Annotated in this window: 26 protein-coding genes; 13 read left to right on the forward strand and 13 right to left on the reverse strand. The window is 69.2% G+C overall.

Translation table 11 applies throughout. The annotated features are described in order from the left end of the window. Nucleotides 1-3: 3 nt before the first annotated feature. The gene (locus ACQ450_RS10405) at nt 4-339 is read left to right on the forward strand and encodes a MerR family transcriptional regulator (protein WP_431469217.1); all 336 of its coding nucleotides are present in this window, start codon (nt 4-6) and stop codon (nt 337-339) included. Here the strand turns inward: ACQ450_RS10405 and ACQ450_RS10410 are convergent. The 3 genes from ACQ450_RS10410 to ACQ450_RS10420 form a co-directional block, all read right to left on the reverse strand. Next, entirely contained in the window at nt 336-875 is a 540-nt protein-coding gene (locus tag ACQ450_RS10410) for a SixA phosphatase family protein (protein ID WP_431469218.1), read from the reverse strand. The two genes, ACQ450_RS10405 and ACQ450_RS10410, sit on opposite strands and share 4 nt — an antisense overlap. Nucleotides 876-885: 10 nt before the next feature. Further along, nucleotides 886-3,531, reverse strand: a complete 2,646-nt coding sequence (locus ACQ450_RS10415) for an ATP-dependent DNA helicase (RefSeq protein WP_431471208.1) — start codon at nt 3,529-3,531, stop codon at nt 886-888. A gap of 307 nt (nt 3,532-3,838) precedes the next feature. After that, nucleotides 3,839-5,239 carry a serine hydrolase gene (locus ACQ450_RS10420; protein WP_431469219.1) on the reverse strand — a complete coding sequence of 467 codons (1,401 nt, stop codon included), beginning with the start codon at nt 5,237-5,239 and terminating at the stop codon, nt 3,839-3,841. 114 nt (nt 5,240-5,353) lie between these two features. Between ACQ450_RS10420 and ACQ450_RS10425 the strand changes: the two genes are divergently transcribed. Continuing rightward, on the forward strand, nt 5,354-6,934 hold the full coding sequence (locus ACQ450_RS10425; RefSeq protein ID WP_431469220.1) for a lysine--tRNA ligase: 1,581 nt from the start codon (nt 5,354-5,356) through the stop codon (nt 6,932-6,934). Between the two features lie 3 nt (nt 6,935-6,937). On the opposite strand, the gene ACQ450_RS10430 is transcribed toward ACQ450_RS10425, so the two are convergent. Beyond that, nucleotides 6,938-8,455, reverse strand: coding sequence for a DUF389 domain-containing protein (locus tag ACQ450_RS10430; protein ID WP_188053392.1), 1,518 nt, complete (start codon nt 8,453-8,455; stop codon nt 6,938-6,940). A gap of 68 nt (nt 8,456-8,523) precedes the next feature. Between ACQ450_RS10430 and nhaA the strand changes: the two genes are divergently transcribed. Both nhaA and ACQ450_RS10440 read left to right on the forward strand, forming a co-directional pair. Next, a complete protein-coding gene (gene nhaA / locus ACQ450_RS10435; protein WP_431469221.1) occupies nt 8,524-9,777 on the forward strand; it encodes a Na+/H+ antiporter NhaA in 1,254 nt (417 codons plus the stop codon). 7 nt (nt 9,778-9,784) lie between these two features. Continuing rightward, nucleotides 9,785-10,789: a histone deacetylase family protein gene (locus tag ACQ450_RS10440; RefSeq protein ID WP_431469222.1), complete on the forward strand. Its 1,005-nt coding sequence runs from the start codon at nt 9,785-9,787 to the stop codon at nt 10,787-10,789. Nucleotides 10,790-10,806: 17 nt separating this feature from the next. Here the strand turns inward: ACQ450_RS10440 and ACQ450_RS10445 are convergent, their stop codons facing one another. The 8 genes from ACQ450_RS10445 to ACQ450_RS10480 form a co-directional block, all read right to left on the reverse strand. Beyond that, on the reverse strand, nt 10,807-11,739 hold the full coding sequence (locus tag ACQ450_RS10445) for a cation diffusion facilitator family transporter (RefSeq protein WP_431469223.1): 933 nt from the start codon (nt 11,737-11,739) through the stop codon (nt 10,807-10,809). Further along, on the reverse strand, nt 11,736-12,203 hold the full coding sequence (locus ACQ450_RS10450) for a hypothetical protein (protein WP_431469224.1): 468 nt from the start codon (nt 12,201-12,203) through the stop codon (nt 11,736-11,738). The genes ACQ450_RS10445 and ACQ450_RS10450 overlap by 4 nt, the downstream gene beginning before the upstream one ends. A 46-nt stretch (nt 12,204-12,249) precedes the next feature. Beyond that, complete coding sequence (locus tag ACQ450_RS10455; protein WP_431469225.1) at nt 12,250-13,452, reverse strand: MFS transporter; 1,203 nt, start codon at nt 13,450-13,452, stop codon at nt 12,250-12,252. A gap of 139 nt (nt 13,453-13,591) precedes the next feature. Continuing rightward, the gene (locus ACQ450_RS10460) at nt 13,592-14,461 is read right to left on the reverse strand and encodes an HNH endonuclease (protein ID WP_431469226.1); all 870 of its coding nucleotides are present in this window, start codon (nt 14,459-14,461) and stop codon (nt 13,592-13,594) included. Nucleotides 14,462-14,580: 119 nt separating this feature from the next. Then, entirely contained in the window at nt 14,581-15,510 is a 930-nt protein-coding gene (locus tag ACQ450_RS10465) for an electron transfer flavoprotein subunit alpha/FixB family protein (protein ID WP_431469227.1), read from the reverse strand. Continuing rightward, nucleotides 15,507-16,259, reverse strand: coding sequence for an electron transfer flavoprotein subunit beta/FixA family protein (locus ACQ450_RS10470; protein ID WP_431469228.1), 753 nt, complete (start codon nt 16,257-16,259; stop codon nt 15,507-15,509). The genes ACQ450_RS10465 and ACQ450_RS10470 overlap by 4 nt, the downstream gene beginning before the upstream one ends. Before the next feature lie 150 nt (nt 16,260-16,409). Continuing rightward, nucleotides 16,410-17,609 carry an ADP-forming succinate--CoA ligase subunit beta gene (gene sucC, locus ACQ450_RS10475; protein ID WP_431469229.1) on the reverse strand — a complete coding sequence of 400 codons (1,200 nt, stop codon included), beginning with the start codon at nt 17,607-17,609 and terminating at the stop codon, nt 16,410-16,412. An 86-nt stretch (nt 17,610-17,695) separates the two neighbouring features. Further along, on the reverse strand, nt 17,696-18,016 hold the full coding sequence (locus ACQ450_RS10480; RefSeq protein ID WP_262503807.1) for a hypothetical protein: 321 nt from the start codon (nt 18,014-18,016) through the stop codon (nt 17,696-17,698). Between the two features lie 22 nt (nt 18,017-18,038). Here ACQ450_RS10480 and ACQ450_RS10485 point away from each other — a divergent pair, with 22 nt between their 5' ends. The 3 genes from ACQ450_RS10485 to ACQ450_RS10495 are packed head-to-tail and all read left to right on the forward strand — an operon-like array spanning nt 18,039 to nt 19,730. Continuing rightward, entirely contained in the window at nt 18,039-18,566 is a 528-nt protein-coding gene (locus ACQ450_RS10485; RefSeq protein ID WP_431469230.1) for a sterol desaturase family protein, read from the forward strand. Next, nucleotides 18,563-18,982: a hypothetical protein gene (locus ACQ450_RS10490; protein ID WP_431469231.1), complete on the forward strand. Its 420-nt coding sequence runs from the start codon at nt 18,563-18,565 to the stop codon at nt 18,980-18,982. Before ACQ450_RS10485 ends, ACQ450_RS10490 begins: the two co-directional genes overlap by 4 nt. 1 nt (nt 18,983) lies before the next feature. Continuing rightward, nucleotides 18,984-19,730 (forward strand): sulfite exporter TauE/SafE family protein, encoded by a 747-nt coding sequence (locus tag ACQ450_RS10495; RefSeq protein WP_431469232.1) that lies wholly within the window; start codon nt 18,984-18,986, stop codon nt 19,728-19,730. A 4-nt stretch (nt 19,731-19,734) separates the two neighbouring features. On the opposite strand, the gene ACQ450_RS10500 is transcribed toward ACQ450_RS10495, so the two are convergent. Next, a complete protein-coding gene (locus tag ACQ450_RS10500; RefSeq protein WP_188053411.1) occupies nt 19,735-20,670 on the reverse strand; it encodes a ribose-phosphate pyrophosphokinase in 936 nt (311 codons plus the stop codon). A 105-nt stretch (nt 20,671-20,775) separates the two neighbouring features. On the opposite strand from ACQ450_RS10500, the gene gltX reads away from it, so the two are divergent. The 6 genes from gltX to ribB all read left to right on the forward strand — a co-directional run bounded on the left by gltX (nt 20,776) and on the right by ribB (nt 26,006). Beyond that, nucleotides 20,776-22,107, forward strand: coding sequence for a glutamate--tRNA ligase (gene gltX, locus ACQ450_RS10505; protein WP_431469233.1), 1,332 nt, complete (start codon nt 20,776-20,778; stop codon nt 22,105-22,107). A 110-nt stretch (nt 22,108-22,217) separates the two neighbouring features. Further along, the gene (locus ACQ450_RS10510) at nt 22,218-22,895 is read left to right on the forward strand and encodes an energy transducer TonB (protein ID WP_431469234.1); all 678 of its coding nucleotides are present in this window, start codon (nt 22,218-22,220) and stop codon (nt 22,893-22,895) included. Between the two features lie 55 nt (nt 22,896-22,950). Beyond that, the gene (locus ACQ450_RS10515; protein WP_431469235.1) at nt 22,951-23,298 is read left to right on the forward strand and encodes a hypothetical protein; all 348 of its coding nucleotides are present in this window, start codon (nt 22,951-22,953) and stop codon (nt 23,296-23,298) included. A 17-nt stretch (nt 23,299-23,315) separates the two neighbouring features. Beyond that, nucleotides 23,316-24,269 carry a bifunctional diaminohydroxyphosphoribosylaminopyrimidine deaminase/5-amino-6-(5-phosphoribosylamino)uracil reductase RibD gene (ribD, locus tag ACQ450_RS10520; RefSeq protein WP_431471209.1) on the forward strand — a complete coding sequence of 318 codons (954 nt, stop codon included), beginning with the start codon at nt 23,316-23,318 and terminating at the stop codon, nt 24,267-24,269. 2 nt (nt 24,270-24,271) lie between these two features. After that, nucleotides 24,272-24,883 (forward strand): riboflavin synthase, encoded by a 612-nt coding sequence (locus ACQ450_RS10525; RefSeq protein WP_431469236.1) that lies wholly within the window; start codon nt 24,272-24,274, stop codon nt 24,881-24,883. Beyond that, nucleotides 24,870-26,006, forward strand: a complete 1,137-nt coding sequence (ribB, locus tag ACQ450_RS10530) for a 3,4-dihydroxy-2-butanone-4-phosphate synthase (RefSeq protein WP_188053416.1) — start codon at nt 24,870-24,872, stop codon at nt 26,004-26,006. The genes ACQ450_RS10525 and ribB overlap by 14 nt, the downstream gene beginning before the upstream one ends.

Consider the following 26,006-nt stretch of genomic DNA (forward strand, 5'->3'; position numbering starts at 1 on the left):
ACGATGCCGGCGCCCGAAAAGGCTGCCGGAGCGCTCCGCACGATCGGCGAGCTTTCGCAGGAGATCGGGCGGCCGCAGCATATCCTGCGCTATTGGGAAACGCGGTTCCCGCAGCTGCGTCCGCTGCAGCGGGCGGGCAACCGACGTCATTATCGGCCTGAGGATGTCGCGCTGGTGCGGCGTATCCACGCGCTGCTGGCGCATGAGGGGTATACGATTCGAGGGGTTCAGCGGCTGCTGGCGGCGGAGCGGTCGACGAAGGGCGGCGGCAGTCGCGCCGGCGCGCTCCAGGCGATCCGCGACTCGCTCGCACAGGCGCTGGACCGCGACTCCGGCTAGCCGCGATCCGGCCCGAGCCCGGGATCGAGGTCGCGCGGGCGCACGAACCGCTTGAGCCGCGCCAGGCCGAGCGCAACGGCTTCCCAGTCGCCGACGTCGAATTGCATCTGGGCGAGGCTGGCAGTCGGGAATTTGATCTCGACGTCCTCGCGCAGCGAACCGCCGTCTTCGGGCACCAGTGCCAGCACCAGATCCTCGAGCCCCGGATTGTGGCCGATCAGCAGGACATGATCGGCTCCGGCAGGAAGCTCGTGGATCACGTCGAGCAGAGTCGCGGCCGAGGCGAGATAGATGCGCTGGTCCCACGCCGGCGCCAGATCGCTGCCATAGCCGGTGCCGACATGCTCGAGCGTCTCCACCACGCGCACGGCAGGCGAGGCGACGGCATGATCGAACACGAGACCGAGCGCGCGCATGTGGCGCCCCATGGTCTGCGCGGCCCGCTGCCCCTTGGGATTGAGCGGACGATCGAAGTCGCGCGAGACGGGATCGTCCCAGCTCGACTTGGCGTGACGGAGCAAGGTGAGTGTCTTCATGGCCTCCCACTCAGGCGGTCGCCGAGGCCTCATGCCGCAAGCCGGCGCCCGAGGAAAGCCGCACGCGCGCAATCGCTTCGTCGAGCGTGACCCGAGCGACCGGCGTGCCCGCCGGAAAGGCAGCGAGCAGCCGCGTCGGCATCGCCGCCGACAGCAGCACGAAGGTGCCCCGATCGTCGGCGCGGCGAATCAGCCGGCCGAACGCCTGCGCCAGCCGCGCACGCACGATCCGGTCGTCATAGGCCTTGCCGCCGTCGGCGAGCCGGCGCGCAGCGTGGAGCACGGTCGGCTTGGGCCAGGGCACGCCTTCCATCACCACCAGCCGCAGCGAATCGCCGGGCACGTCGACTCCGTCGCGCAAGGCATCGGTGCCGAGCAGCGAGGCGCGCGGATCGTCGCGGAAGATATCGACCAGCGTTCCCGTATCGATCGGATCGACATGCTGGGCATTGAGCGGAAGCCCTTCGCGCGCCAGCCGATCGGCGATCCGGGCATGCACCGCGCGCAGCCGCCGTACCGCAGTGAACAGCCCGAGCGTGCCGCCTCCCGCCGCGACGATCAGCCGCGCATAGGCGTTGGCGAGACCGGGCATGTCGCCGCGCTTCACATCGGTGACGATCAGCACCTCGGCCTGATTGCCGTAGTCGAACGGGCTCGGCGCTTCGAAGCGTGCCGGCGTCTGCGGCAGATGAACCGCGCCCGCGCGGGCTTCGGCTACGTCCCAGTCGCCGCCGGCGCGCAACGTCGCCGACGTGACGAGCGCGCCATGCGCGGGCTTGAGGACGGTCTCGGCGAACGGCTTGGCAGGATCGAGCCAGTGGCGGTGGAGCCCGACGTCGAACTCGCGTCCCTCGATCCGGTCGACCGCAAGCCAGTCGACGAACGCCGGGTCGGCAGGGCCGCCGATGCGCGCGATCAGCGCCAACCAGGCGCCGACGGTGTCGGTGCGCCAGCCGAGCGACGCGATCGCGCCCTCGATCCGCGCGCGTGCCGGCGCGTCCATCCAGTCGGGCGCGTCGGCGAGCACGGCTTCGAGCCGACGTCCCAGCGTGACGAGCGGGCGCAGCAATGCGTCGAGCGCCTCGCCGGCAGGGCCCGCGGCATCGACCAGTGCCGCATCGGGCTCGGCGAGTTCGGTTTCGAGGCCGTAGCCCGCATCGCCTTCCTTTTCCGAGCGCGCATAGGTGAGCCCCCGCACCGCCGCGAGCAACGCTTCGATCGGGCCGAACGGCTGTCCTTCGTTCAGCCGCTGGAGCCAGCCGTCCGACGGCAGCGCGCGCGCGGCATCGACTGCGGCGGAGATCGCCCGGCCGCCCTCCTCGTCATAGCTGGCGACATCCGAAAGCCGCGCGGCGAGCCCGCGGCGGCGCCCGCGCGATCCTGTTTCGGGGCCGGTGACCCAGCGGCGCAGCTCGATCGCCTCCTGCCCCGAGAGCGCGGTCGAGAACATCGCATCGGCCGCCTCGAAGAGATGATGCCCCTCGTCGAAGACATAGCGAGTCGGGCGAGTCGTCGCCTCGCGCCCGCGCGCGGCGTTGACCATCACCAGTGCGTGATTGGCGATGACGATATCGGCGTCGGCCGAGGCGCGCGCCGCCCGCTCGATGAAGCATTTTCGATAATGCGGGCAGCCGGCGTAGATGCACTCGCCGCGCCTGTCGGTGAGCGCGGTCGATCCGTTGCGGCGAAAGAGCGTCGGCAGCCAGCCGGGCAGGTCGCCGCCGATCATGTCGCCGTCGGCGCTATAGGCGGCCCAGCGCGCGACGAGCTGCGCCAGGATCGCCGCGCGGCCGGCGAATCCACCCTGCAGCGCATCCTCGAGATTGAGCAGGCAGAGGTAATTTTCGCGGCCCTTGCGCGTGACGATGCGGCGCTTGCGAGTCGCCGGATCGGGGAACAGCCGCTCGCTTTCATGGCCGAGCTGGCGTTGCAGCGCCTTGGTGAAGGTCGAGATCCACACCGCGCCCTGCGCCTCCTGCGCCCAGAGCGAGGCGGGGGCGAGATAGCCGAGCGTCTTGCCGATGCCGGTGCCCGCTTCGGCGAGCACCAGATTGGGCGCATCGCGCCGGTCGCGCGGGGCGAAGGCGCGCGCGGCGGCGGCGGCATAGTCGCGCTGGCCCTGGCGGCGCTCGGCGGCGCTGCCGGTGAGCTGCGCGAGCCGGCTGGCGACGGCGCCTTCGTCCAGCGTCACGGTGCGTGGGGCGGGGCGCGGCGGCTGTTCGCTCCATTCGGGCAGCTTCGAGAACAGCCATCGCTCGGCGCGCTCCGGCTGTGCGATCCGCTGGACGAGCGCGGGGGCCCAGGGCCAGCGCAGCCGCATCAGCGACTGGACGGCGTGCCACGCGCCCTCGCGCTCGGGCCAGTCGGTTTCGGCCATCGCCAGCAGCGACGCCGCGGCTTCGCGCAGGAAGGGCGCGACATCGGCATCGGTTTCGGGCGGCGACAGATCGACCGCGCGGGCAAGCCCCTTGGGCGTGGGCACCATGAAGCGCGCGGGGCGCAGAAAGGCGAAGAGCTCGAGCAGGTCGAGACCGGAAAGCTCGGGATGGCCAAGCCGCTGCCCCACCAGCGGCGCGTTGAGCAGCAGCACCGGCGTGTCGGCGGCGAGCCGGATCGCCTCGCCGCGTCCGGCGACTCGCGTCTCGCCGTCGGGCATGGCAATCCACACGCCGGAGTGGCTGGCGTGGATCGCGGGATGCGGGGGGGCGGCCAAACTCACGCAAAACCGCCGAAGGTCGCACTAAAGTCGCACCTCAACGCGCACGCGCGCTCCCGCGCGCGCGCAGGGGCGGGCGATAGTGAGCGGAGCACGACAGGCTGCGGCGCGCGCGCGGCCGAACAGGGGGCGACAGGCAGCATCCGCCCATGTTGCACAAATGTTCCGCTGTAGGACAGCGAAAAACACCCTCCTCGGCGCGCGCCGAGTAAGGGAGCCGGCCGGGAGGCGCGGCGGGAGCGCGCGGCTATCCGACCCGCGCGCCGGTCGCGCTGCGTTCTCCCTGCGTCAGCGTCATCCCGGTCACGGCGCCGCTGGGATCGCGCGCGAACCGGAACCGTGCCGGCGCGACGAGCGGGTAGAAGCTGCCATCCTCGGCGGCGAACAGCTGAACTTCGGGCTGACCTGGGAGCGCCGCGTGGAGCCTGCCGTCGCGCACGGCGACGGTGACGTCCAGACCGGGCCGCAGCCGGTAGGTGCCGGCATAGTCCGCCAGCGCGCCCGCCGGTGGCGTGACGACCGGGCCGCCGAAGAGCAGCTGCGAGAGGAGCTCGTCGCGCGCACCGAATTCGGCGCTGTTGGCGAGGATCACGGCTCCGGCGCCGCTTTCCGGATCGAAGCCCAGCATGGTGCTGAATCCGGCGGTGCCGCCGCCGTGGCTGACGAGCCGATGTCCGTCGCGGTCGCGCACCTGCCAGCCGAGGCCGATCTGCCAGCCTGCGTCCTCGAGCGGGCGGCGGGGCTGGTGCGCCTCGCGCATCGCCCCTTCGATCGGGCGCGTCGGCGGGCCCAGCTGCGCTTCGAGATAGGCGAGCATGTCGCCGAGCGGCGCGTTGAGCCCGCCGGCGCCACCTAGAGTCGCGACATGCCAATGGGGAACCGGTACGCCGTCGGCATCGTGGCCGGTGGCCAGGGCGAGATCGGCCTCGCCCCGCCGCGGGAAGGCGGTCCGCTCCATCCCGAGCGGCTCAAGGATCCGCGCGCGCACGAGATCGGCATAGGTTTCGGCTCCCGCGGCGCGCGCGAGCGCATGGCCCAGCAATCCCATGCCGAGATTCGAATATTCGGGCGTTGCGCCGATTTCGCGCTCGAGCGTGTAGCCCGACAGGAAGGCATAAAGCTCGGCCTCGCCGAAGGCGGCGTAGGGATCGGCGGGATCGGGCGGCGCATATCCGGTGGGAATGCGCGGAAGGCCCGAGCTGTGCGTGGCGAGATCGAGCAAGGTGATCTCGCGCCCGTTCCGCGATGGCACGCGCACCTGGGACGGCAGATATTTCGCCACGGGATCGTCGAGCGAAACTTCGCCGCGCCGAACCGCGTCGGCGAGCAGGGTGCCGGTGAAGGTCTTGTTGAGCGAGCCGAGCTCGAAAACGGTGTCGGCGGAGACCGGCCGTGCGTTCGCACCGGTATCTCCCGCGAACAGCGTACGGCGGCTGCCGTCGGGTTCGATCAGCCCGACCGCGATTCCCTTCACGCGCCCCTGCGCCACCAGCGAGTCGAGCACGGCCTGCACTTCCGAGTCGGCGGGGAACAACCGTTGCGCCGGAGCGGTGGGATGCGTCTCGACCGTCCGGAGAGGCGGCGTCTGTGCGCAGCCGGTGCCGGCGATCGCGGCAATCGCGCCCCAGGCGACCAGGAGCCTTCTCATGCCTCTTCCTCCTCCAACTGACGTGCTGCTGTGTTACGGCACTATTGCACACCTGCGCAAGCCGCGCGCCGGCAGTGATTGCGATTCGAAGCGCGAGGCGGCACAGGCAGGCGGATGACCGATCGATCCGAACTCCGCGCCGCCGCGCTCGCATCCAAGGCCTGGCCCTTCGAAGAGGCGCGCAGGCTGCTCAAGCGCTACGAGAATGCGCCGCCGGCCAAGGGGCATGTTCTGTTCGAATGCGGCTATGGCCCGTCGGGGCTGCCGCACATCGGCACGTTCAACGAAGTGCTGCGCACGACGATGGTGCGGCATGCGTTCGAGACGCTGTCCGACATTCCGACCCGGCTGATCGAATTCAGCGACGACATGGACGGCATGCGCAAGGTGCCCGACAATGTGCCGAACCAGGAAATGCTGCGCGAGCATCTGGGCAAGCCGCTGAGCCGCGTCCCCGATCCGTTTGGCACCCACGAGAGCTTCGCGGCGCACAACAACGCGCTGCTGCGCGAATTCCTCGATCGCTACGGCTTCGACTATGAATTCGTTTCCTCCACCGAGCGCTATGCCAGCGGCGCGTTCGACGATGCGCTGCGCAACGTGCTGCGCAACTATCAGGCGATCCTCGACATCATGCTGCCGACGCTGCGCGCCGAGCGCGCGGCGACCTATTCGCCCGTCCTGCCGGTGAGCCCGAAGAGCGGGATCGTGCTGCAGGTGCCGGTCGAGGTGATCGATGCCGAAGCCGGGCTGGTGCGGTTCGAGGACGAGAGCGAGACCGTCGAGCAGTGCATCTTCAAGGGCGGCGCCAAGCTGCAGTGGAAGGTCGACTGGGCGATGCGCTGGGTGGCGCTCGACGTCGATTACGAGATGTACGGCAAGGACCTGACCGACAGCGGCGTGCAGTCGGGCAAGATCGCGCGGGTGCTGGGCGGGCGGAAGCCCGAGGGGCTGATCTACGAGATGTTCCTCGACGAGAAGGGCGAGAAGATCAGCAAGTCGAAGGGCAATGGCCTCAGCCTCGAGGAATGGCTGACCTATGGCCCCGAGGAATCGGTCGCCTTCTATGCCTATCGCGAGCCCAAGAAGGCCAAGCAGCTGCACCTGGGCGTCATCCCGCGCGCGGTCGACGAATATTGGCAGTTCCGCGCCAATTATCCCGAGCAGCCGATCGAGCAGAAGCTCGGCAATCCGGTGCACCATATCCACAATGGCGACGTGCCCGCCGAGGCGCTGCCGGTCACCTTCGGGCTGCTGCTCAACCTGGTCGGCGTGATGGGCGAGGCGAGCAAGGAGCAGGTGTGGGGCTATCTCGCCAATTATCTGCCCGATGCCGCGCCGGAAGCGCATCCCGCGCTCGACCGGCTGATCGGCTATGCGCTTGCCTATGCCCGCGATTTCGTCGCGCCGACGCTCAAGCGCCGTGCCCCCGAGGGCGTGGAGATCGAGGCGCTGCAGCGGCTCGACGCCGAGCTGGCGGGCCTGCCGGCGGGTGCATCGGCCGAGGACATCCAGAACATCGTCTATGAGATCGGCAAGACCGGCGGCTTCGAGACTCTGCGCGACTGGTTCAAGGCGCTGTACGAGACATTGCTCGGATCCGAACAGGGGCCGCGGATGGGGAGCTTCATCGCGCTCTATGGCATCGCGGGCACGCGCGCGCTGATCGCACAGGCGCTGGCGCGTACGACATAGCGGCTAGGGGAGCGCCGCGGCGATGTCCGCCGGGGCGAGCCAGCGCAGCCGGACCGCTCCGGCGGGCGTGCCCGCACCGTCGATCGGTTCGGCACGGGCGCCGGCGTCGCGCAGCGCTTCGACGACCGCTTCGACGCGCGCATCGGCGCCCGCCACCCCGATCGGCAGGTTGAGCCGCCGCGCGCCCCACGCCGCGGTGGCGATCGCCTCCCGCCCGTCGCTGTCCGGCCCTTCCGGGCCGAACGGCACCGGCGGCAGCGGCGCCGCGGGCGGGACCAGCGTGACGCTCCAGTCGCTCGCGGCGGCCGCCACGCGCGTCTCGAGCGTGCGATAGGCGGAGAGGCTCGCGCCCGGCAGCGGCTGGGCATTGACGACCGCGCGGCGATTGCCCCGATCGGTGACGACTGCGCTGCCGTCGACCCCGGCGATCAGCGCAAGCTGCTCGGTGACGCGCGCGGCGACCTGATCGGCCGCGCTCTGGCGCGCGCTCGCCTGGGCCGAGGCGATCTGCTCGGCTTCGGCCTGGCCGGCGGTGCCGACCTGGACCTGCTCGATCTCGACGGCGACGTCGCGGCGGACCAACTGGCGCAGCGTCGCGGCGGCGCCCGCTTCGGCGTCGCGCGAGAACTCCGGGGTCAGCACCGTCGCCTCGACTCGCAGCGGCTCGACGTTGAAGGCGACGTCGATCTGGCTGATCCGGGCCCCGCCTTCGAACTGCGCGAGGACCACGTCGCGCGCGCGGGCCGAAGTGGTCACTTCCCAGGCGATCTGGTTGAGCGTGAAGCCGAGCGGAATGGCGAGCGCGATGAAGCTGCCGAACACCAGCACCGTCTGCAGCATCGTGTGCTGCGGCGAGAGGTGCGCGCCGAAGCCGTAGAAGCGGGCGACGATCGCGGCCGCGCCGACGATCGTCATCAGGTTGGTGAAGAAGAGCAGCGTCGATCCGGCGAACACGGTCCAGTTGAGCGTGGCAAGGCCGAAGCCGATCACCGACAGCGGCGGCATCAGCGCGGTGGCGATGGCGACGCCCACCACCGTGCCCTCGCGCCCGCGCACCATCGCATAGGCACCGGCGAGCGCGGAGAAGAGCGCCACCATCAGATCGAAGAGATTGGGGCGCGTGCGCGCCGCGATCTCTTCGGTGACGTTCTGGAGCGGCGACAGGGCAACGACGAGCGCGGAGAAGAGCACGGCGAGCACCACGCCGAGCGCGAGCGCGATGCTCGAGGTGCGGATCTCGACTCCGTCGAAGGTGGCGAGGCCGAAGCCCAGGCCGATGATCGGCCCCATCAGCGGCGAAATGAGCATCGCGCCGATCACCACCGCCGGCGAGGAGAGCAGCAGCCCGAGCACCGCGATCCCGGCCGACATCAGCGTCATGAACGCATAGCGGCCGCCCCAGCTGGATTCGCCGCGAAGCTTGTCGATCACCCGGACGTGATCGACCGATTGGACGACATGTTCGCGCCACCAGTCGATCAGGGGATTGCGGCGGATGCTGAGACCGGCGGATGCTTCCATTGCCGCCGCTTAAGGGGTTTGCGCAGGCGATTCCAGCCGATAGGAGGAAGGCGGATCAGGGAAGGAGCATGATGGAGCAGAAACCGGCCCGCCGCACGCGCTCGGCGCTGCGCGATTTCCTGCACAGCGAGGCATCGGGCGGTATCGTCCTGATCGCCGCGGCGGTGCTCGCGATGGTGGCAGCGAACCTGCCGGCGACTGCGGACGCCTATTTCGGCTTCCTCCATTTCCATACCGGCCCGGTGATTTCGCCGAAATACGGCGACATGACGGTGCATCTGTGGATCAACGATGCGCTGATGGCGATCTTCTTCCTGCTCGTCGGGCTGGAGATCAAGCGCGAGTTCGTCGACGGCCGGCTCGCGAGCTGGGAACATCGGCGGATGCCGGTGGTCGCCGCAGCGGCCGGGATGGTCGTGCCGGCGGCGATCTATCTCGGCGTCACCTGGGGCGACGACACGCTGGTGAGCGGCTGGGCGATCCCGGCGGCGACCGACATCGCTTTCGCGATCGGCGTGCTGGCGCTGCTCGGCAAGCGCGCGCCTACGTCGCTCAAGCTGTTCCTGACGACGGTGGCGATCGTCGACGACATGGGAGCGGTGGCGATCATCGCAATCGCCTATACCGCCGGGCTCAACACACTGGCGCTGTTCGCCGCGGCGGTGGTGCTGCTGGTGATGTATGTGCTCAACCGCAGCGGCGTGAAGCGGCTGTGGATCTACCTCGCCTTCGCCGTGGTGCTCTGGTATTTCGTGTTCCTCTCGGGCGTGCACGCGACGATCGCGGGCGTGCTGACCGCGATGATGATCCCGATCACCAAGTCGCCCGCCGCGCCGGACGACGCCGATTCGCCGCTCCACAAGCTGGAGCATGCGATCGCGCCCTGGTCGGCCTATGCGATCGTGCCGCTGTTCGGATTCGCGAACGCCGGCGTCTCGCTCGCCGGCCTCACGCCCGCGGTACTGCTGCTTCCGCTCCCGCTCGGCATCGCGCTGGGCCTGTTCCTGGGCAAGCAGATCGGCATCCTCGGCAGCATCTGGCTGGCCACGCGGCTGCGCTTCGCGCCGAAGCCGTCGGGCTGCACCTGGGCGCAGATCTACGGTGTCTCGATGCTCGCGGGCATCGGCTTCACGATGAGCCTGTTCATCGGCGGCCTTGCCTTCCCGGGCAACGAGCTGCTGGTCGACGAAGTGAAGCTGGGCGTCCTTTCGGGATCGATCCTGTCGGCGCTGGGCGGATATCTGGTGCTGCGCTTCGCTCCGTCGCCGCGCCGGCTGGCGCTGCATCGGCGCGCGAAGCGACAGCACGCTCCCCGCGTCTGATCCGGCGGTGCGCTGCTTCTTCGACGCGCGTCAACTGGCACACGCGCCCGCGCGCGAGCTGCACAACGGCAGCTATGTGTCCTATGCCGAATCGCCCGCGCGCGCCGAGGCGCTGCGCCGGGCGCTGGGGTCCGTCGAGCAGCCCGCGGACCGCGGTGAGGCGCCGCTACGCGCTGTCCACACCGCCGAGTATCTCGATTTCCTCAAGACCGTGGCGGAGCGCTGGCGCGCGGCCGGGCGACCGGGCGATGCCGGCGGTTATGTCTGGCCGGTGGTCGGGCGCCGTCCGCTGCGGCTCGAGCGTGTCGACGCGCTGATCGGCCGCTATAGCTTCGACGCATCCACGCCGATCACGCCGGAAACGTGGCAGGCGACCTATTGGGCCAGCCAGAGCGCCCTGGCGGCGACGCAGGCGGTGCTGGACGGCGCACGCACCGCCTTTGCGCTGTCGCGCCCGCCCGGCCATCATGCCGGCGCCGATTATTGCGGCGGCTATTGCTATCTCAACCATGCCGCGGTCGCGGCGCAGGCGGCGCGCGACGCGGGCCGCGCGCGCGTCGCGATCCTCGACATCGACTATCACCACGGCAACGGCACGCAGGACATTTTCTGGGAGCGCGGCGACGTGTTCTACGCCTCGGTTCACGCCGATCCGGCGACCGACTATCCCTTCTACTGGGGGCATGAAGACGAGACCGGCGAAGGCGCGGGTGCCGGCGCGACGCTGAACCTGCCGCTCGCGCAGGGCGCCGCGCTCGAGCAGTTCCGCCGCGCGCAGGGCCGGGCGCTGGAAGCGATCGCGCGCTTCGGCCCGAACTTTCTCGTGCTGAGCTTCGGCGCGGATAGCTATGCCGGAGATCCGATCTCGCACTTCGCGCTGGAAACCGACGATTACGCAGTGCTGGCGCGCGACATCGCGGCGTGCGGCTGGCCGACCGCGGTGGTGATGGAAGGCGGCTATGCGGTCGACGCGCTGGGCGCCAATGTGGCGAGCCTGTTGAGCGGGTTCTGAGCGCGGTCGCCGCTCGCTCAGCCGAGACGGTGATCGAAGTCGATCCCGTCGGGCGCGAAGGAGACGCTGGCGAGCCGCCACTGGTTCGGCACGGCTTCGGGCCAGAAGTCGCGCGGATCGCAGCGCTCGGCGGGCGGTGTGGCGCCATGGACCTGTGCCATGATGTAGCGGCCGGTCTCGCGCAGCCGGATGCGCGCGCCGGGATAGCGCGCCTGAAGATGATCGTGCAGCGCCCGCGCGTCCTCGGCGATGTCGCTGCTGTCGAGCGCGCGAGGTGCCCCGTCGGCAAGCTCGGCGGCCGCGACGCGCAGCGCGCGCAGCCCGTCGTGCGCGATGTCGAGCGCGATCAGCAGCGCCGCGGCCGAATCGGCCCACCACAGGCCGTATCCGACACCGGCGATGCCGACGATCGCGGCAAGGCCGGTCATCCAGTCGGCCTTCTGCATCAGCGCGTCGGTATAGAGCACCTTGTCCTGGATGCGCTTGGCCACCGGCTGCTTCATGCGGCCCAGGATCACCGGCGGAACGACCGAATAGGCGAGCGCCGCCATCATCGGCCACCCCGCCCACATCCGCTCGCCCGCGATGGTCATCGGGCCGATCGTGGGATGTTCGGCCATCAGCAGCTTCATGCCCGAATCGAAGATCAGCCAACCGCCCATGACGACCAGCGCCGACGCGGCGGCGAGAAAGGCAAGGCTGTTCATCCGCAGATGGCCGAACGGCATCCGGCGGTCCGGCGCCTTCTGCTCCCAGTGCAGCGCGATCAGGAACACCGCGGCGGGGACGAGGCCGAGGATGTCCTCGACCCAAGCGGATTTGAGCGCCTGGCTCGATCCGAGAACGAAATAGAGGATCACGATGATCGACAGCTGCCAGCCGAGCGTCCACCATTCGAGGCGGCGCGCGCGGGCGACATCCTGTTCGATTTCGGCGGGGATGCGCTTCAATCCATGCCCCCCAGGTGACGGTCGACGCGCATCAGCCAGCGGTTCTCGCCCGCGCGCACCAGCGCACGCAGGACCGGTGCGGTCTTCTCCGGCTTGCCTCCGCCCGCCGCGCCGCTGATCCCGACTCGCCCCGACCAGGGAGTCTCCCTGGCGAAGCGGCCGATGACGACGTCGATCTCGCCCTGTTCGAGCGCCCGGACCAGCAGCGCGCTGCTGTCCTCGACGGTGTGCAGTGCGACTCCCTCCTCTTCGGCGAGGCGCGCAGCAAGTGCATGTTCGCGCGCCATCGTGTCGGCGGGCGCCGAGACGATGCCGGCGCGCAGCTCGCCGCGCGCCTCGACCTGCCGATAGGTGTCGGCGATGTCTTTCGGATAGTCCTGGCAGCCGGCGAGCGCCGGCGCGGTCAGCAGCGCAAGCGCGAGGCTCCATCCACGCGGCCGGGGAGCAGCAGGAACACAGAACATAGCCCGCCAACGGCAGGCACGTGCGATTGTTCCTGAACCGTGACGATCAGGCGCAGGCGAGCCGTTCGGCCGTGGTTCGGCGGCGCTCGAGCGACCAGGCGACGAGCCAGATCGCGAAGCCGCCGAGCGCGAGCCCGCTGCCGACCAGCCCGGTCGCAGGCAGGCCCCAGCCGGCGGCGATGGCCATTCCCCCGAGCCATGGGCCGAGCGCATTGGCGGTGTTGAACGCCGAATGGTTAAGCGCGGCGGCGAGCCCCTGGCCCTCGCGCGCGACGTCCATCAGCCGCGTCTGGAGGATCGGGCCGAGCGCGCCGCCCCAGCCGATCGCGAAGACGGTGACGCCAAGGCTCCAGACATTGCCCGCCGCGAGCGTGTAGACTGCGAGCACGGCCGCGCTCCAGAGCAAGAGGATGCCGGCGGAGAGCAGCACCGCGCGATCGGCGAAGCGCGGCACGACGATGTTGCCCGCGGTCATGCCGAGGCCGAACACGGCGAGCACGATCGGCACCACGGCTTCGGAAACCCGCGTCACTTCGAGCAGGGTGGAGGCGACATAGGTGTAGACGCAGAACATGCCGCCGAAGCCGATCGCGCCGACGCCGAGGGTGAGCCAGAGCTGGCCGCTCTTCAACGCGGAAAGCTCGCGCATCGGGCTCGCCTGCGGATCGCCCGGATCGCGCGGCGCGACCGCCGCGACGCTGAGCGCGGTGGCGAGTGCCAGCCCGGCGACCACGGCAAAGCCCCAGCGCCAGCCGGCCGCCTGGCCGAGCCAATTGGCGAGCGGCACGCCGATCACCGTGGCGACGGTGAGCCCGAGGAGCACGTTGGCGACTGCTTGGGTACGCTTCTCAGGCGGCACCAGCGAGGCGGCGACGAGCGAGGCGACGCCGAAATAGGCGCCGTGCGGCAATCCGCTGAGGAAGCGGAAGAGCAGCATGGTCTCGTAGGTGGGCGCCAGCGCGCTGAGTCCGTTCGCCAGCGCGAACACCGCCATCAGCAGGATGAGGAGCGTTCGCCGCGGCATCCGCGCGCCGAGCACCGCGAGCAACGGCGCGCCGACGACCACGCCGAGCGCATAGGCGCTGATGACATGCCCCGCCGTGGGCGTGTCGATGCCGAGCCCCTCGGAGAAATAGGGCAGCAGGCTCATCGTCGCGAATTCGGTGGTGCCGATCGCGAAGCCGCCCATCGCGAGCGCGAAATGGATGAGCGCGACTCGCGCCGCGGCGGGCGGGGCTGCGGATGCCATGTGTTCGTTTCTCCTGCGGCGAAGGCGCGGAGATGGGGATGCTGCGGTGCAGCAGCAACCGGCTGGCGGCGCAAGCATGATTGCGGGACACGAAAGCCCGGCTTGTCCGGATCGGCGGCGGGGTGGGACGGGCGTGTGATCAGTGTTTGAAGCAGTTGGCCCGGTGCCACTCGAGGAAATGCGGGTGCGGCCGATCTCTTGCGGCGGCCGGCAGGGCTGCCTTGCCCGTTCGGTTGAGCAAAGCCGCCAGTCCGTCGTGATCGTTGACCTGGCGCGAGACGAGGATCGAGAGATCGTCGCCGAGCGAAAGCAGCCCGCGGTCGAACATCCAGTGTACCGTGCCCGACAGTGCCAGCCCGTTGCTGATGCTGTCGGGACCGCCGGCGCTCACGGGCTTGATGTGCGCCGCCTCTACCTCGGCACGGCCACCGCCGTTGATCAGCTTCAAGCCCGTGAACGCGCAGCGCGAATCATAGGCGCGAAGCACGGCGCTGCGGAACGCGCGGTCGCGGTGCGCGCGCGACGTCAGCACGCGCGGGCGCTCGACATCGCCATAGTCGAACGCTGCGCGCTCCTCCTGAAGCCGATTGTCGCGCGCTACGTCGACCCGGGGCAGAAGATCTTCCTCGTCGGGAAGGCCGAGACTGACGATGCGCGCGAAATCGGCACGGGAAAGCGGGCGGACCGCCCATTGCGCGTTCACCAGATCGCGCTCGACGGGTGCGCCGTTCACCACGCGCGGAACGGGGTGGCTGAATTCGACGAAATCGCCCGGCGCGATCCGGGCATAGTACATGCCCACCGCCTCCGCATCGGGAACCACATCGGCGACGCGCGCCACCGCCCAATAGCCGCGCGTGCCGGGCACCTTGACCGGTTCGTAATAGACGATCCAGTCGCCGATGCAGCGTTGCACGCGCGCGAGATATTGGCGCGGGAAGTGATAGCGCTCGGCGGGACTGTCGCGATAGCGGGAGTCCTCGCGATGGATGAAGATGCCGTTCGCCACCTGCTGCCCCCCGTCCGCCCTTCATCGGCAGAAGGCCCGGCCCTGGCAAGCACCGGAAACGAAGCGGGCCGGAATCGCCTGTGCGATTCCGGCCCGGTGCAGGTCTTGATGGAGGCGCCTCAGAGCTTCTCGGTCAGCTCCGGCACCACTTTGAACAGGTCGCCGACCAGGCCGATGTCGGCGACCTGGAAGATCGGCGCGTCCTCGTCCTTGTTGATGGCGATGATCGTCTTGCTGTCCTTCATCCCCGCAAGATGCTGGATCGCGCCAGAAATGCCGATCGCGATATAGACTTCGGGGGCGACGATCTTGCCGGTCTGGCCGACCTGATAGTCGTTGGGGACATAGCCGGCGTCGACCGCGGCGCGCGACGCGCCCACGGCGGCGCCCAGCTTGTCGGCGAGCGGCTCGATCACTTCGGTGAACTTCTCGCCCGATCCGAGCGCGCGGCCGCCCGAGACGACGATCGCCGCCGAGGTGAGTTCGGGACGCTCCGACTTGGCGAGTTCGGCGCCCACGAAGCTCGACAGGCCCGTGTCCCCCGTGCCCGAAATCGTCTCGACCTCGGCTGAGCCGCCTTCCGCCGCCGCCTTGTCGAAGGCGGTGGTGCGCACGGTGATGACCTTCTTGGCGTCGGACGACTGGACCGTCGCGATGGCGTTTCCGGCATAGATCGGCCGCGTGAAGGTGTCGTCGCCTTCGACCGAGAGGATGTCGGAGATCTGCATCACGTCGAGCAGCGCGGCGACGCGCGGAGCGACATTCTTGCCGGTGGTGGTCGCCGGGAAGAGGATCGCGTCGTGATGCCCCATCAGATCGACGATCAGCGGCGCGACATTCTCGGCGAGCGCATGTTCATAGGCCGCGTCGTCGGCGACATGGACCTTGCCCACGCCCGCGATCTTCGCGGCCTCGGCGCCCACGTCGGCGCAGCCCGCGCCGGCGACCAGGAGATGGACCTCACCGAGCTTCGAGGCGGCGGTGACGGTGGCGAGCGTCGCGTCCTTGACGCTCTTGTTGTCGTGTTCGACCCAGACGAGCGTCTTCATTTCGCGACTCCCATGCCCTTCAGCTTCTCGACCAGCGCGTCGACGTCGGCGACCTTGATGCCGGCCTGGCGCTTGGGCGGCTCGGCGACCTTGAGCGTGGTCAGGCGCGGCGAAACGTCGACGCCATAATCGGCGACGGTCTTCTTCGCGACCGGCTTGGACTTCGCCTTCATGATGTTCGGCAGCGTCGCATAGCGCGGCTCGTTGAGGCGCAGGTCGGTGGTGACGATCGCGGGAAGCTTGAGGTCGACCGTCTCGAGACCGCCGTCGATCTCGCGCGTGACCTTCACTCGGTCGTCGCCCAGCTCGACCTTCGAGGCGAAGGTGCCCTGGCTCCAGCCGAGCAGCGCGGCGAGCATCTGGCCGGTCTGGTTCGAATCGTCGTCGATCGCCTGCTTGCCCAGGATGACGAGATTGGGCTGCTCCTCCTCGACGACCTTGGCGAGCAGCTTGGCGACGCCGAGCGGCTCGATCTCGTCGTCGGTCTGGATCAGGATCGCGCGGTCGGCGCCCATCGCGCGCGCGGTGAGCAGCACGTCGCTCTCGGCCTTGGCGACTCCGATGGTGACGACCACCACTTCGGTAACCGGGCCCTTTTCCTTGAGCCGGACCGCTTCCTCGATCGCGATCTCGTCGAAGGGGTTCATCGACATCTTCACGTTGGCGAGATCGACGCCCGATCCGTCCGCCTTCACGCGGGGTTTGACGTTGTAGTCAAGCACGCGCTTGACCGGCACCAGCACTTTCATCTGCGTCCTTTCCAAGCTTTTAGAGGCCTGTGTCGGCGCTCCAATTGGCTATTTTCCGCCGCTTTCGCAAGTCGGGTACGGAAAACCGCGCCTGACGTAGCGGCAGGCCGCCGAGCGAGCCGGCGCCGGACGAGCCGGCGCCGATGGCGATCAGGCCGCCTGCTTCACTTCGGCGACGATCTTCTTCGCGGCGTCGCCCAGATCGTTCGCCGCCACGATCGGCAGCCCCGAGTTGGCGAGAATGTCCTTGCCCTGCTGCACGTTGGTTCCTTCGAGCCGAACGACGAGCGGGACCGAAAGGTTCACTTCCTTCGCCGCGGCGACGATGCCCTCGGCGATGATGTCGCAGCGCATGATGCCGCCGAAGATGTTGACGAGGATGCCCTTCACGGCGGGATCGGACAGGATGATCTTGAACGCCGCGGTGACCTTCTCCTTCGATGCGCCGCCGCCGACGTCGAGGAAGTTGGCCGGAAACATGCCGTTGAGCTTGATGATGTCCATCGTCGCCATGGCAAGGCCCGCGCCGTTCACCATGCAGCCGATGTCGCCGTCGAGCTTGATATAGGCGAGATCGTACTTCGACGCCTCGAGCTCCATCGGATCCTCTTCGCTCTCGTCGCGCAGCTCGGCGATGTCCTTGTGCCGGAACATGGCATTGCCGTCGAAACCGACCTTGGCGTCGAGCACCATCAGCTTGCCGTCTTCGGTGACGGCGAGCGGGTTGATCTCGATCTGTTCGGCGTCGGTGCCGAGGAACGCGTCGTACAGCTTCGAGGCAGTCGCCGCCGCCTGCTTGGCGAGGTCGCCGGTCAGTTCGAGCGCGGCGGCGACGGAGCGGCCGTGATGCGGCATGAAGCCGGTCGCCGGATCGATGTCGATGCTGTGAATCTTCTCGGGCGTGTCGTGCGCGACGGTTTCGATATCCATGCCGCCCTCGGTCGAGGCGACCATCGAGATGCGGCCGGTGGCGCGATTGACGAGCAGCGCGAGATAGAATTCCTTCGCGATGTCGACGCCGTCAGTGACGTAGAGGCGGTTGACCTGCTTGCCCTCCTCGCCGGTCTGCACCGTGACGAGCGTGTTGCCGAGCATGTCCTGCGCGGCGGCGCGGACCTCATCCTCGGTCTTTGCCAGGCGGACGCCGCCCTTCGCGTCGGGGCCGAGTTCCTTGAACTTGCCCTTGCCACGGCCGCCGGCATGGATCTGCGCCTTCACCACATAGAGCGGCCCGGGGAGCTTCTTCGACGCGGCGACGGCCTCTTCGACCGTCATGGCGGCATAGCCGGCGGGAACCGGCACACCGAATTTCGCGAGCAGTTCCTTGGCCTGATATTCGTGGATATTCATGGAAGCGGGCGCCCTTCTCTATCTGGAAGACGGAATTCGACGCACGCCTTAAGCACAGCGCCGGGGGCGAATCCACCCCCAGCCGGTCAGCGCGCCTCGTTCGCCAGCCCGGTCGCGCAGAGCGCCGCCGAGCTGGAGGCGACGCTCCAGATCTCCGGGTCGCGAAGCGCGCGCACCCGGCGCAGGAACGTCTCGCGATTCTCCGCGTCGCGCGCTTTTGGCAAGTCGCCGATGCGGCGGAGTTGCGCCAGCGAGAGACGGTCGACCATCCGCTCGGCCATGCAGGCGGCGGTCGGCTCGGCGAGCCCCGCCTCGACAAGGCCAGCCCGCAGCCGCGACTCGGGCGTGGCGCAGCCGGCGAGCAGCGCGGCAGCGCCGAACAGGGCGGCAAGTCTCGCAACCATCATGCGGCCTCGCTATATCGGGGATATGCACTGGGCATCTGGAATCCTTCTGTTCGTCGGCACGGTGATCGCGATGGAGGCGTTCGCCTATGTCGCGCACCGTTGGATAATGCATGGGCCGGGCTGGTTTCTCCATGCCAGCCACCATCGCCCGCGCAGCGGCAACTGGGAATTGAACGACCTCTATGCCGCGATCTTCGCAGTGCCGTCGTTCGTGCTGCTGCTGGGCGGCGTGCAGCTCGGCTGGTGGCCGGGCTGCACCTGGATCGGCGCGGGGATCGCCGCCTATGGCGCGATCTATTTCGGCTTTCACGACGTGATCGTCCACAAAAGGCTGAACCACCGCTATCTGCCGAAATCGCGCTACATGAAGCGGATCATCTCCGCCCACCGGATGCATCATGCGGTGGAGACGAAGCATGGAACGGTGAGCTTCGGCTTCCTGTGGGCGCCGCGGCCCGAGAGGCTGAAGGCGCAGCTCAAGCGGCAGGGCCGCGCGGGGGTACGTGCGCCTGCCGCGCAGGAAGCCGAGCACGCCGAGCCGACAGCGTGAGAGCCGTCGACTGGATCGGCCGCACGCTGCTGCTGATCCTCGCCGGGCTTGCCACGCTTTCGATCCTCGCCTCGCTTCATTCGGCCTCGAAGCTGCCGCCCGGCTGGCAGGCCGACCGACAGGCGGCGGTCGGCGATCGTGGCATCGGGGCCGATCCCGGTTCCTCGAGCGGCGGATCACCGGCGCCGCGCGCGACGGACGTGGCGGAGCCGGAAAGTACGTTGGAGGACGGTCTCGCCCCGGGCGCGGAGATCGTGGTTCCCGTCGGTGCCGAATCGGCCGCCGCCGATCGGATCGCGCAGTGGCTGGAGGCGCTCACCTATGCCGTGCTGGCGCTGGCCGGCTTCGCCGCCGCCGGGCTGATCGTGCTGCTGCGGATTTCCGGCATGCTCTCGCGCCTCGCCGATCGCGGCTGAGTTGCCGGCCGACCTCGCCTTCTACGCACTGGCGATTCCCGCCGTCGTGCTGCTCGGCCTGTCGAAGGGCGGCTTTGCCGGCATGGGTGCGCTGTCGGTGCCGATGCTGGTGCTGGCGACCGATCCGCTGCGCGCCGCCGCCATCCTGCTGCCGATCCTGATCGTGCAGGATGTCGTTGGGGTGTGGGCGTTTCGGCGCACCGTCGACTGGTATGTGCTTGGCTGGACGCTGCCGGGCGCGGTGCTGGGGATCGCGCTCGGCTATCTCTTCGCCGCATCGGTGACGCCGGAGGCAGTGATGGCGGCGGTGGGCGGCATTTCGATCCTGTTCGGCGGATACCGGCTATGGGTCGAGCGGCGCGGCGTGCCCAAGGCGTCGCATGCGCCCGGTTGGGTCGGATCGGCAGCAGGCGTGGCTGCGGGGTTCACCAGCCAGATCGCCCATGCCGGCGGGCCGCCGTTCCAGCTGTGGGTGATTCCGCGCATGCCGCCGCGCGACGTGCTGGTCGGCACGACCGCGATCTTCTTCGCGGTGGTCAATTGGGTCAAGGTGCCCGCCTATGTCGCGCTCGGCCAGTTCACGCCCGCGAACCTCTGGACGTCGGCGGCGCTGATGCCGGTGGCGATCGGATCGACCGTGGCAGGCGTATGGCTGGTGCGGCGCGTACCGGCGGAGCGCTTCTACACCGCCATCTATGTGCTGATGATCCTGGTGGGCGCCAAGCTGGTGTGGGACGGGCTCGCCTGACCGCTCAGTCGAACAGGCTCGACACCGAGCTTTCCTCGGCGATGCGGCGCATTGCTTCGGCGAGCAGCGGGGCGATGGTGAGGTGGCGGATCTTGGGGCTGTCGGCGATCACCGCGTGATTGCCGATCGAATCGGTGATCACCAGCTCCTGCAGCACCGACGCCTCGACGCGCGCGACCGCGCCGCCCGAGAGCACGCCATGGGTGCAATAGGCGATTACGCCCTCGGCGCCCGCTTCCTTGAGCGCGGCGGCGGCGTTGCACAGCGTGCCGGCCGAATCGACGATGTCGTCCACGAGGATGCAGAAGCGCCCGGTGACGTCGCCGATGATGTTCATCACTTCGGATTCGCCGGGCCGTTCGCGGCGCTTGTCGACGATCGCCAGCGGCGCGTTGTCGAGCCGCTTGGCGAGCGCGCGGGCGCGCACCACGCCGCCGACGTCGGGCGAGACGACCATCAGGTTGCGATCGGAAAAGCGCGAGCGGATGTCCTCGCTCATCACCGGGGCGCCGTAGAGATTGTCGGTCGGGATGTCGAAAAAGCCCTGGATCTGGCCGGCGTGGAGATCGACCGAGAGCGCGCGGTTGGCACCGGCGACGGTGATGAGGTTCGCGACGAGCTTGGCCGAGATCGGCGTGCGCGGGCCGGGCTTGCGATCCTGCCGGGCATAGCCGAAATAGGGGAGCACCGCGGTGATGCGCCGCGCCGACGCGCGCTTGAGCGCATCGATCATGATCAGCAGCTCCATCAGATTGTCGTTCGCCGGGAAGCTGGTCGACTGGAGCACGAACACGTCCTCGCCGCGGACATTCTCGAGAATCTCCACGAAGATCTCCTCGTCGGCGAAGCGGCGGACGTTCGCTTCGGTGAGCGGCAGCTCGAGATAGCCGGCGATCGCCTTGGCGAGCGGAAGGTTCGAATTGCCGGCGATCAGTTTCATGCGCGCGCCCCGTCTGGCGATGGTGTGATCCGCCCCCCTTAGGACGTCGCCGGAGCGAGGCAAAGGGGCATTGCCGCGTACCCGGCCGCTGCCTAGAGCGTCGGCATGACCGTGATCACGCGTTTCGCGCCGAGCCCGACCGGGCGGCTGCACGTCGGCAATCTGCGCACGGCGCTGCACAACTGGCTGTTCGCCCGGGCGAACGGCGGCCGATTCCTGCTGCGGATCGACGACACCGATCGCGAACGTTCGGAGGAGCGGTTCGTCGACGCGATCCGCGCGGATCTGGCGTGGCTCGGCCTCGTTCCCGACGGCGAGGTGCGCCAGTCGGAGCGGTTCGACCGCTATGAGGCACGCTTCGCGCAGCTGGTGGACGCGGGGCGCGTCTATCCCGCCTATGAGACGCCCGAGGAGCTGGAGCTGCGGCGCAAGGTGCTGCTCGGGCGCGGCCTGCCGCCGGTCTATGATCGCGCGGCGCTGAAACTCGGCGAGGCCGAGCGTGCGGCGCTGGAGGCGCAGGGGCGGCGGCCGCACTGGCGCTTCCGGCTCGACGAAAGCGCGGCGATCGAATGGAAGGATCTGGTGCGCGGGCCGCAGCGGTTCGACCCGGCGGCGCTGAGCGATCCGGTGGTGCGTCGCGCGGATGGCTCATGGCTCTATCTGCTGCCCTCGGTGATCGACGATATCGATCTGGAGGTGAGCCATGTCGCGCGCGGCGAGGATCATGTGTCGAACACCGCAGTGCAGCTGCAGATGTTTGCCGCGCTGGGCGCCGAGCCGCCGGCCTTCGCGCACGCCGCGCTGCTGACCGGAAGCGAGGGCAAGCTATCGAAGCGGCTCGGATCGCTGGGTGTCGACCATTTTCGCGAGACGGGCATCGAGCCGCAGGCGCTGGTCGCGCTGCTCGCGCGGCTCGGTACGTCCGATCCAGTGGAGCCGTTCGCCACCGTCGAGCCGCTGATCCAGGGGTTCGATTTCGCGCGCTTCGGCCGCGCACCGGCACGGTTCGACGAAGCCGAGCTGACGGCGCTCAATGCGCGGATCGTCCACCAGCTGCCGTACGCGCGAGTCGCGGCGCGGCTTCCAGGCGGCATGGACGCGGCGGCGTGGGAGGCGATCCGACCCAATCTGGAGCGTGTGGCGCAGGTCGGCGACTGGTGGAGCGTCGTCGAGGGGCCGGTCGATGCGCTGGCACCCGACCCCGAGGACCGGGCCTTCCTCACACGCGCCGCCGAGCTGGCGGCGGGCATCGACTGGAGCAGCGACCCCTGGCACGCACTGACGGCGGCGCTGAAGGACGAGACCGGCCGCAAGGGACGCGCGCTGTTCCTGCCGCTGCGCCGGGCGCTCACCGGGCGCGAGCACGGGCCGGACATGGCGGCGCTGCTGCCGCTGATCGGCAGGGAGCGGACGGTAGAGCGGCTCACGGCCAGCTAGAGCGCGGCCGAGGCACGGATCCCGTAGCGGCAGTGCTTTACCTTCGAGCTGTTACGTTGTAACATTACTGTAGCCGGCGACGACCGGCGACGGAGAAGGAGAGCCTGGCCATGTACGCACAACGATCGCAGCTGCAGCGCGGATCGCGGTCCGCCAGCTTCGCGGCGGCACTGGCAGTCAATGCGGCGCTGATCGCGGGGATCATCTATGCCGCGCCGAAGATCACGCCGCCCGAACAGATCACGCGGCTGATCACCAAGAATGTTCCGATCACGCCGCCTCCACCCCCCGTGGAGCCGCAGCCGAAGGCCGAGGCCGACTCGCGGCCGGTGCAGACGCAGGTGTTCGTCCCCGAGCCGGTGGTGCGCCCGATCGAGACGCCCACTTCGGTGACGACCACGCCGATCGAGCAACCCTATCTGCCACCGCTTCCCTCGCTCCCCATGGACGGCAGCGGGACAGGCGTGGCGGCCGATCCCGCCCCGACTCCGGCGCCGCCGCCGCTGATCCCGGCGGAGATCGATTCGCGCTATGCGCGCGATCTGCAGCCCGACTATCCCGCCTCCGAGCGGCGTTCTGGAAATGAGGGGATCGTCCAGGTGCGCGTGCTGATCGGCACCGACGGACGCGTCAAGCAAGTCGAGCGGGTGCGCGCGAGCAGCGACGCCTTTTTTGAAGTCACGCGCCGCCAGGCGCTGTCGCGCTGGCGTTTCCGCCCTGCGACGCGCGGCGGCGTGCCGCAGGAAAGCTGGCAGACCAAGACGGTGCGTTTCGAGCTCGACCGCTGAGGCATGGGGCGCGGGGGCTGGTCGCCGCCCTCGCGCCTCCCTATCTTCGCGCGACATGATGCTGTTGCGCCACTTCACGCCGGTTCGCGCCATTCGCGATCTGCGCTTCTTCTTCGCGAGCCGGAAACGGCACCATTATGTCTTCATGGCGCTCTCGCTGGGGATCGTGCTGGGAATCCTGTTCGCCTTCTGGAAGGACTCCTCGTTCGAGACTCCGTACAAGCGCGAGATCATCTACGTCGAAAGCTGGCCGCTCGACCGCAGCACCGAAGAGATCATCCGGCAGCAGGCGATCGATCTGGAGGAAAAGCGCGCGCGCGAAGCGGAGCTCGAGCAGCGGCGGCGCGAGCGGCAGGCGGAGTTCCAGCGGCTCGACGAGCGGCTGCGCAAATGGGGCTTCTGAACGGCGATTCGCGCTGGATGGCCGCGGCGCTGACGCTCGCCGAGCGCGGCCGCGGCCGCACGGCTCCCAATCCCAACGTCGGCTGCGTGATCGTGAAGGACGGCCGCGTGCTCGGCCGCGGCTGGACCCAACCGGGCGGACGGCCGCACGCCGAGGCAATGGCGCTGGAGGAAGCAGGCGGTGCGGCGCGCGGCGCGACTGCCTTTGTGACTCTGGAGCCCTGCGCCCACCGGTCCGAGCGCGGGCCGGCGTGCGCGGTTTCGCTGGCGCAGTCGGGAGTTGCGCGAGTCGTTTACGCGCTCGGCGATCCCGATCCGCGCACCGACGGCCGCGGCGCCGAGCTGCTGCGGAGCGCCGGCGTCACGGTGGTCGGCGGCGTGCTGGCGGACGCGGCCCGCCAGGCAATGGCGGGCTTCCTGATGCGGCAGGCGCACGATCGGCCGCACGTCACGCTCAAGCTCGCGACGTCGCTCGACGGGCGGATCGCGCTTGCCTCGGGCGAAAGCCGCTGGATCACCGGCCCGGAGGCGCGGGCGCACGCGCATCTCGAACGGGCGCGGCACGAAGCGATCCTGGTCGGGCGCGGCACGATCGAGGCCGATGCGCCACGGCTCGACGTTCGCTTGCTGGGCCTCGAAGCGCGCTCGCCGCGTCGCATCCTGCTGTCGCGCACCGCCGCGCCGCCCAAGGGGTGGGACGTCGTTACCGCGCCGGAGGACATCGCGCGGCTCGAGCGGGTCGATCATCTGCTGGTCGAAGGCGGCGCCGAAGCCGCGTCGGCATTCCTGCGCGCCGATCTGGTCGATCGGCTGCTGCTCTATCGCGCGCCGATCCTGATCGGCGAGGGGCGGCCCGCGATCGGCGACATCGGGCTGGCTGCACTGGACGCCGCGCACGGGCGCTGGCGGCTCGACGATGCGCGGGTGCTTGGCAGCGACCGGCTCGAAGTCTACCTGCGCATGCGAGACTGATCATGTTCACTGGAATCATCACCGATATCGGCGCGATCGACGCCGTCGAGAACCGCGGCGACCGGCGTGTTCGCATCGCCACGGCATATGACACCGCGACGATCGATCATGGCGCCTCGATCGCCTGTTCGGGCGTGTGCCTGACGGTGGTCGACAAGGGGCCGGGCTGGTTCGCCGTCGATGTCTCGGGCGAAACCGTGTCGCGGACCGCGTCGGCGCAATGGCACGAGGGCCGCCGCCTCAACCTCGAACGCGCGCTGAAGGTGGGCGACGAGCTCGGCGGGCACATCGTCACCGGCCATGTCGACGGCGTCGCGACGGTTTTGAGCGTTCGCCCCCAAGGCGATTCGCGGCGGATCGAGTTTGCAGTTCCGGCGAGCCTCGCTCCCTATCTCGCCGCCAAGGGTTCGGTAACGGTCGACGGTGTCTCGCTGACGGTCAACGACGTCGCCGACCAGCCCGACGGCACGACGCAATTCTCCGTCAACATCATTCCGCACACCGCCGAGGTCACTACGCTCGGCGGCCTAGAAACGGGGCAGCAGGTCAATATCGAGATCGACGTGCTCGCCCGCTATCTGCAACGCATGGAGGCCGCCCGTGGCCAACGCTGAACTCGCCCGCCTGCCGCATGGATTCCTCTCGAGCCCCGAGGAGCTGATCGACGAGGCCCGCAACGGCCGGATGTTCATCCTGGTCGACGACGAGGATCGCGAGAACGAAGGCGATCTCGTCATTCCTGCACAGATGGCGACTCCCGACGCGATCAACTTCATGGCGAAATACGGCCGCGGCCTGATCTGCCTCGCGATGACCAAGGCGCGCGTCGACACGCTGGGGCTCGATCTGATGAGCCGGTCGAACGGCACCCGGCACGAGACGGCATTCACTGTCTCGATCGAGGCGCGCGAGGGCGTGACCACCGGCATCTCCGCCGCCGATCGGGCGCGGACCATCTCGGTCGCGATCGACCATGCCAAGGGCGCCGACGATATCGTGACGCCCGGCCATGTCTTTCCGCTGGTGGCGCGCGAAGGCGGGGTGCTGGTGCGCGCCGGGCACACCGAAGCGGCGGTCGATCTGGCGCGGCTCGCCGGGCTCAATCCGGCGGGCGTGATCTGCGAGATCATGAAGGACGACGGGACGATGGCGCGGATGGACGATCTCGTCCCCTTCGCCCAGTATCACAACCTCAAGATCGGCACGATCCGCGACCTGATCGCCTATCGCCGCCGCCACGACCATCTCGTCGAGAAGCGCGCCGAAGCGCGGTTCGCCAGCGAATGGGGCGGCGACTGGACCGCAATGACCTTCTGGAACAAGGCGACCGGAAGCGAGCAGATCGCGCTGGTGAAGGGCCGCATCGACCCCGAAAAGCCGACGCTGGTGCGCATGCACGCGCTCTCTCCCTTCGCCGACCTGTTCGGCGAGGGCGGCGATCGCGGCGGGATGCTGCGCCGCTCGATGCAGATCATCGCCGAGGAAGGGGCGGGCGTGGTCGTCGTGATCAACAAGCCGCGCGCCGACGCCTTCACCATGGCGCTGCAGGCGCGGGCGGGCACCTTGGCCGCGAAGGAAATGGACGAGCTGCGCGACTATGGCGTCGGTGCGATGATCCTGGCCGAGCTCGGGGTGCACGACATGGTGCTGCTCACCAACAGCCATCACACGCTGGTCGGGCTCGACGGCTATGGCCTGTCGATCGTCGGCGAGCGGCCGGTCGATTGCGGGAACTGA

It is taken from the genome of Sphingosinithalassobacter sp. LHW66-3, from assembly GCF_050703275.1.
Classification (GTDB): Bacteria; Pseudomonadota; Alphaproteobacteria; order Sphingomonadales; family Sphingomonadaceae; genus Sphingomonas.

Excerpts from the sequence above, each read along its gene's own strand:
- ACQ450_RS10420 (WP_431469219.1), bottom strand. The coding sequence starts at position 5,239 with ATGAGAAGGCTCCTGGTCGCCTGGGGCGCGATTGCCGCGATCGCCGGC.
- nhaA (WP_431469221.1), top strand. The coding sequence starts at position 8,524 with ATGATGGAGCAGAAACCGGCCCGCCGCACGCGCTCGGCGCTGCGCGAT.
- ACQ450_RS10515 (WP_431469235.1), top strand. The coding sequence starts at position 22,951 with ATGATGCTGTTGCGCCACTTCACGCCGGTTCGCGCCATTCGCGATCTG.
- ACQ450_RS10430 (WP_188053392.1), bottom strand. The coding sequence starts at position 8,455 with ATGGAAGCATCCGCCGGTCTCAGCATCCGCCGCAATCCCCTGATCGAC.
- sucC (WP_431469229.1), bottom strand. The coding sequence starts at position 17,609 with ATGAATATCCACGAATATCAGGCCAAGGAACTGCTCGCGAAATTCGGT.
- ACQ450_RS10470 (WP_431469228.1), bottom strand. The coding sequence starts at position 16,259 with ATGAAAGTGCTGGTGCCGGTCAAGCGCGTGCTTGACTACAACGTCAAA.
- ACQ450_RS10410 (WP_431469218.1), bottom strand. The coding sequence starts at position 875 with ATGAAGACACTCACCTTGCTCCGTCACGCCAAGTCGAGCTGGGACGAT.
- ACQ450_RS10455 (WP_431469225.1), bottom strand. The coding sequence starts at position 13,452 with ATGGCATCCGCAGCCCCGCCCGCCGCGGCGCGAGTCGCGCTCATCCAT.
- ACQ450_RS10450 (WP_431469224.1), bottom strand. The coding sequence starts at position 12,203 with ATGTTCTGTGTTCCTGCTGCTCCCCGGCCGCGTGGATGGAGCCTCGCG.
- ribD (WP_431471209.1), top strand. The coding sequence starts at position 23,316 with ATGGCCGCGGCGCTGACGCTCGCCGAGCGCGGCCGCGGCCGCACGGCT.
- ACQ450_RS10415 (WP_431471208.1), bottom strand. The coding sequence starts at position 3,531 with ATGCCCGACGGCGAGACGCGAGTCGCCGGACGCGGCGAGGCGATCCGG.
- ACQ450_RS10405 (WP_431469217.1), top strand. The coding sequence starts at position 4 with ATGCCGGCGCCCGAAAAGGCTGCCGGAGCGCTCCGCACGATCGGCGAG.
- ACQ450_RS10510 (WP_431469234.1), top strand. The coding sequence starts at position 22,218 with ATGTACGCACAACGATCGCAGCTGCAGCGCGGATCGCGGTCCGCCAGC.
- ACQ450_RS10500 (WP_188053411.1), bottom strand. The coding sequence starts at position 20,670 with ATGAAACTGATCGCCGGCAATTCGAACCTTCCGCTCGCCAAGGCGATC.
- ACQ450_RS10525 (WP_431469236.1), top strand. The coding sequence starts at position 24,272 with ATGTTCACTGGAATCATCACCGATATCGGCGCGATCGACGCCGTCGAG.
- ACQ450_RS10485 (WP_431469230.1), top strand. The coding sequence starts at position 18,039 with ATGCACTGGGCATCTGGAATCCTTCTGTTCGTCGGCACGGTGATCGCG.
- gltX (WP_431469233.1), top strand. The coding sequence starts at position 20,776 with ATGACCGTGATCACGCGTTTCGCGCCGAGCCCGACCGGGCGGCTGCAC.
- ACQ450_RS10425 (WP_431469220.1), top strand. The coding sequence starts at position 5,354 with ATGACCGATCGATCCGAACTCCGCGCCGCCGCGCTCGCATCCAAGGCC.
- ACQ450_RS10480 (WP_262503807.1), bottom strand. The coding sequence starts at position 18,016 with ATGATGGTTGCGAGACTTGCCGCCCTGTTCGGCGCTGCCGCGCTGCTC.
- ACQ450_RS10465 (WP_431469227.1), bottom strand. The coding sequence starts at position 15,510 with ATGAAGACGCTCGTCTGGGTCGAACACGACAACAAGAGCGTCAAGGAC.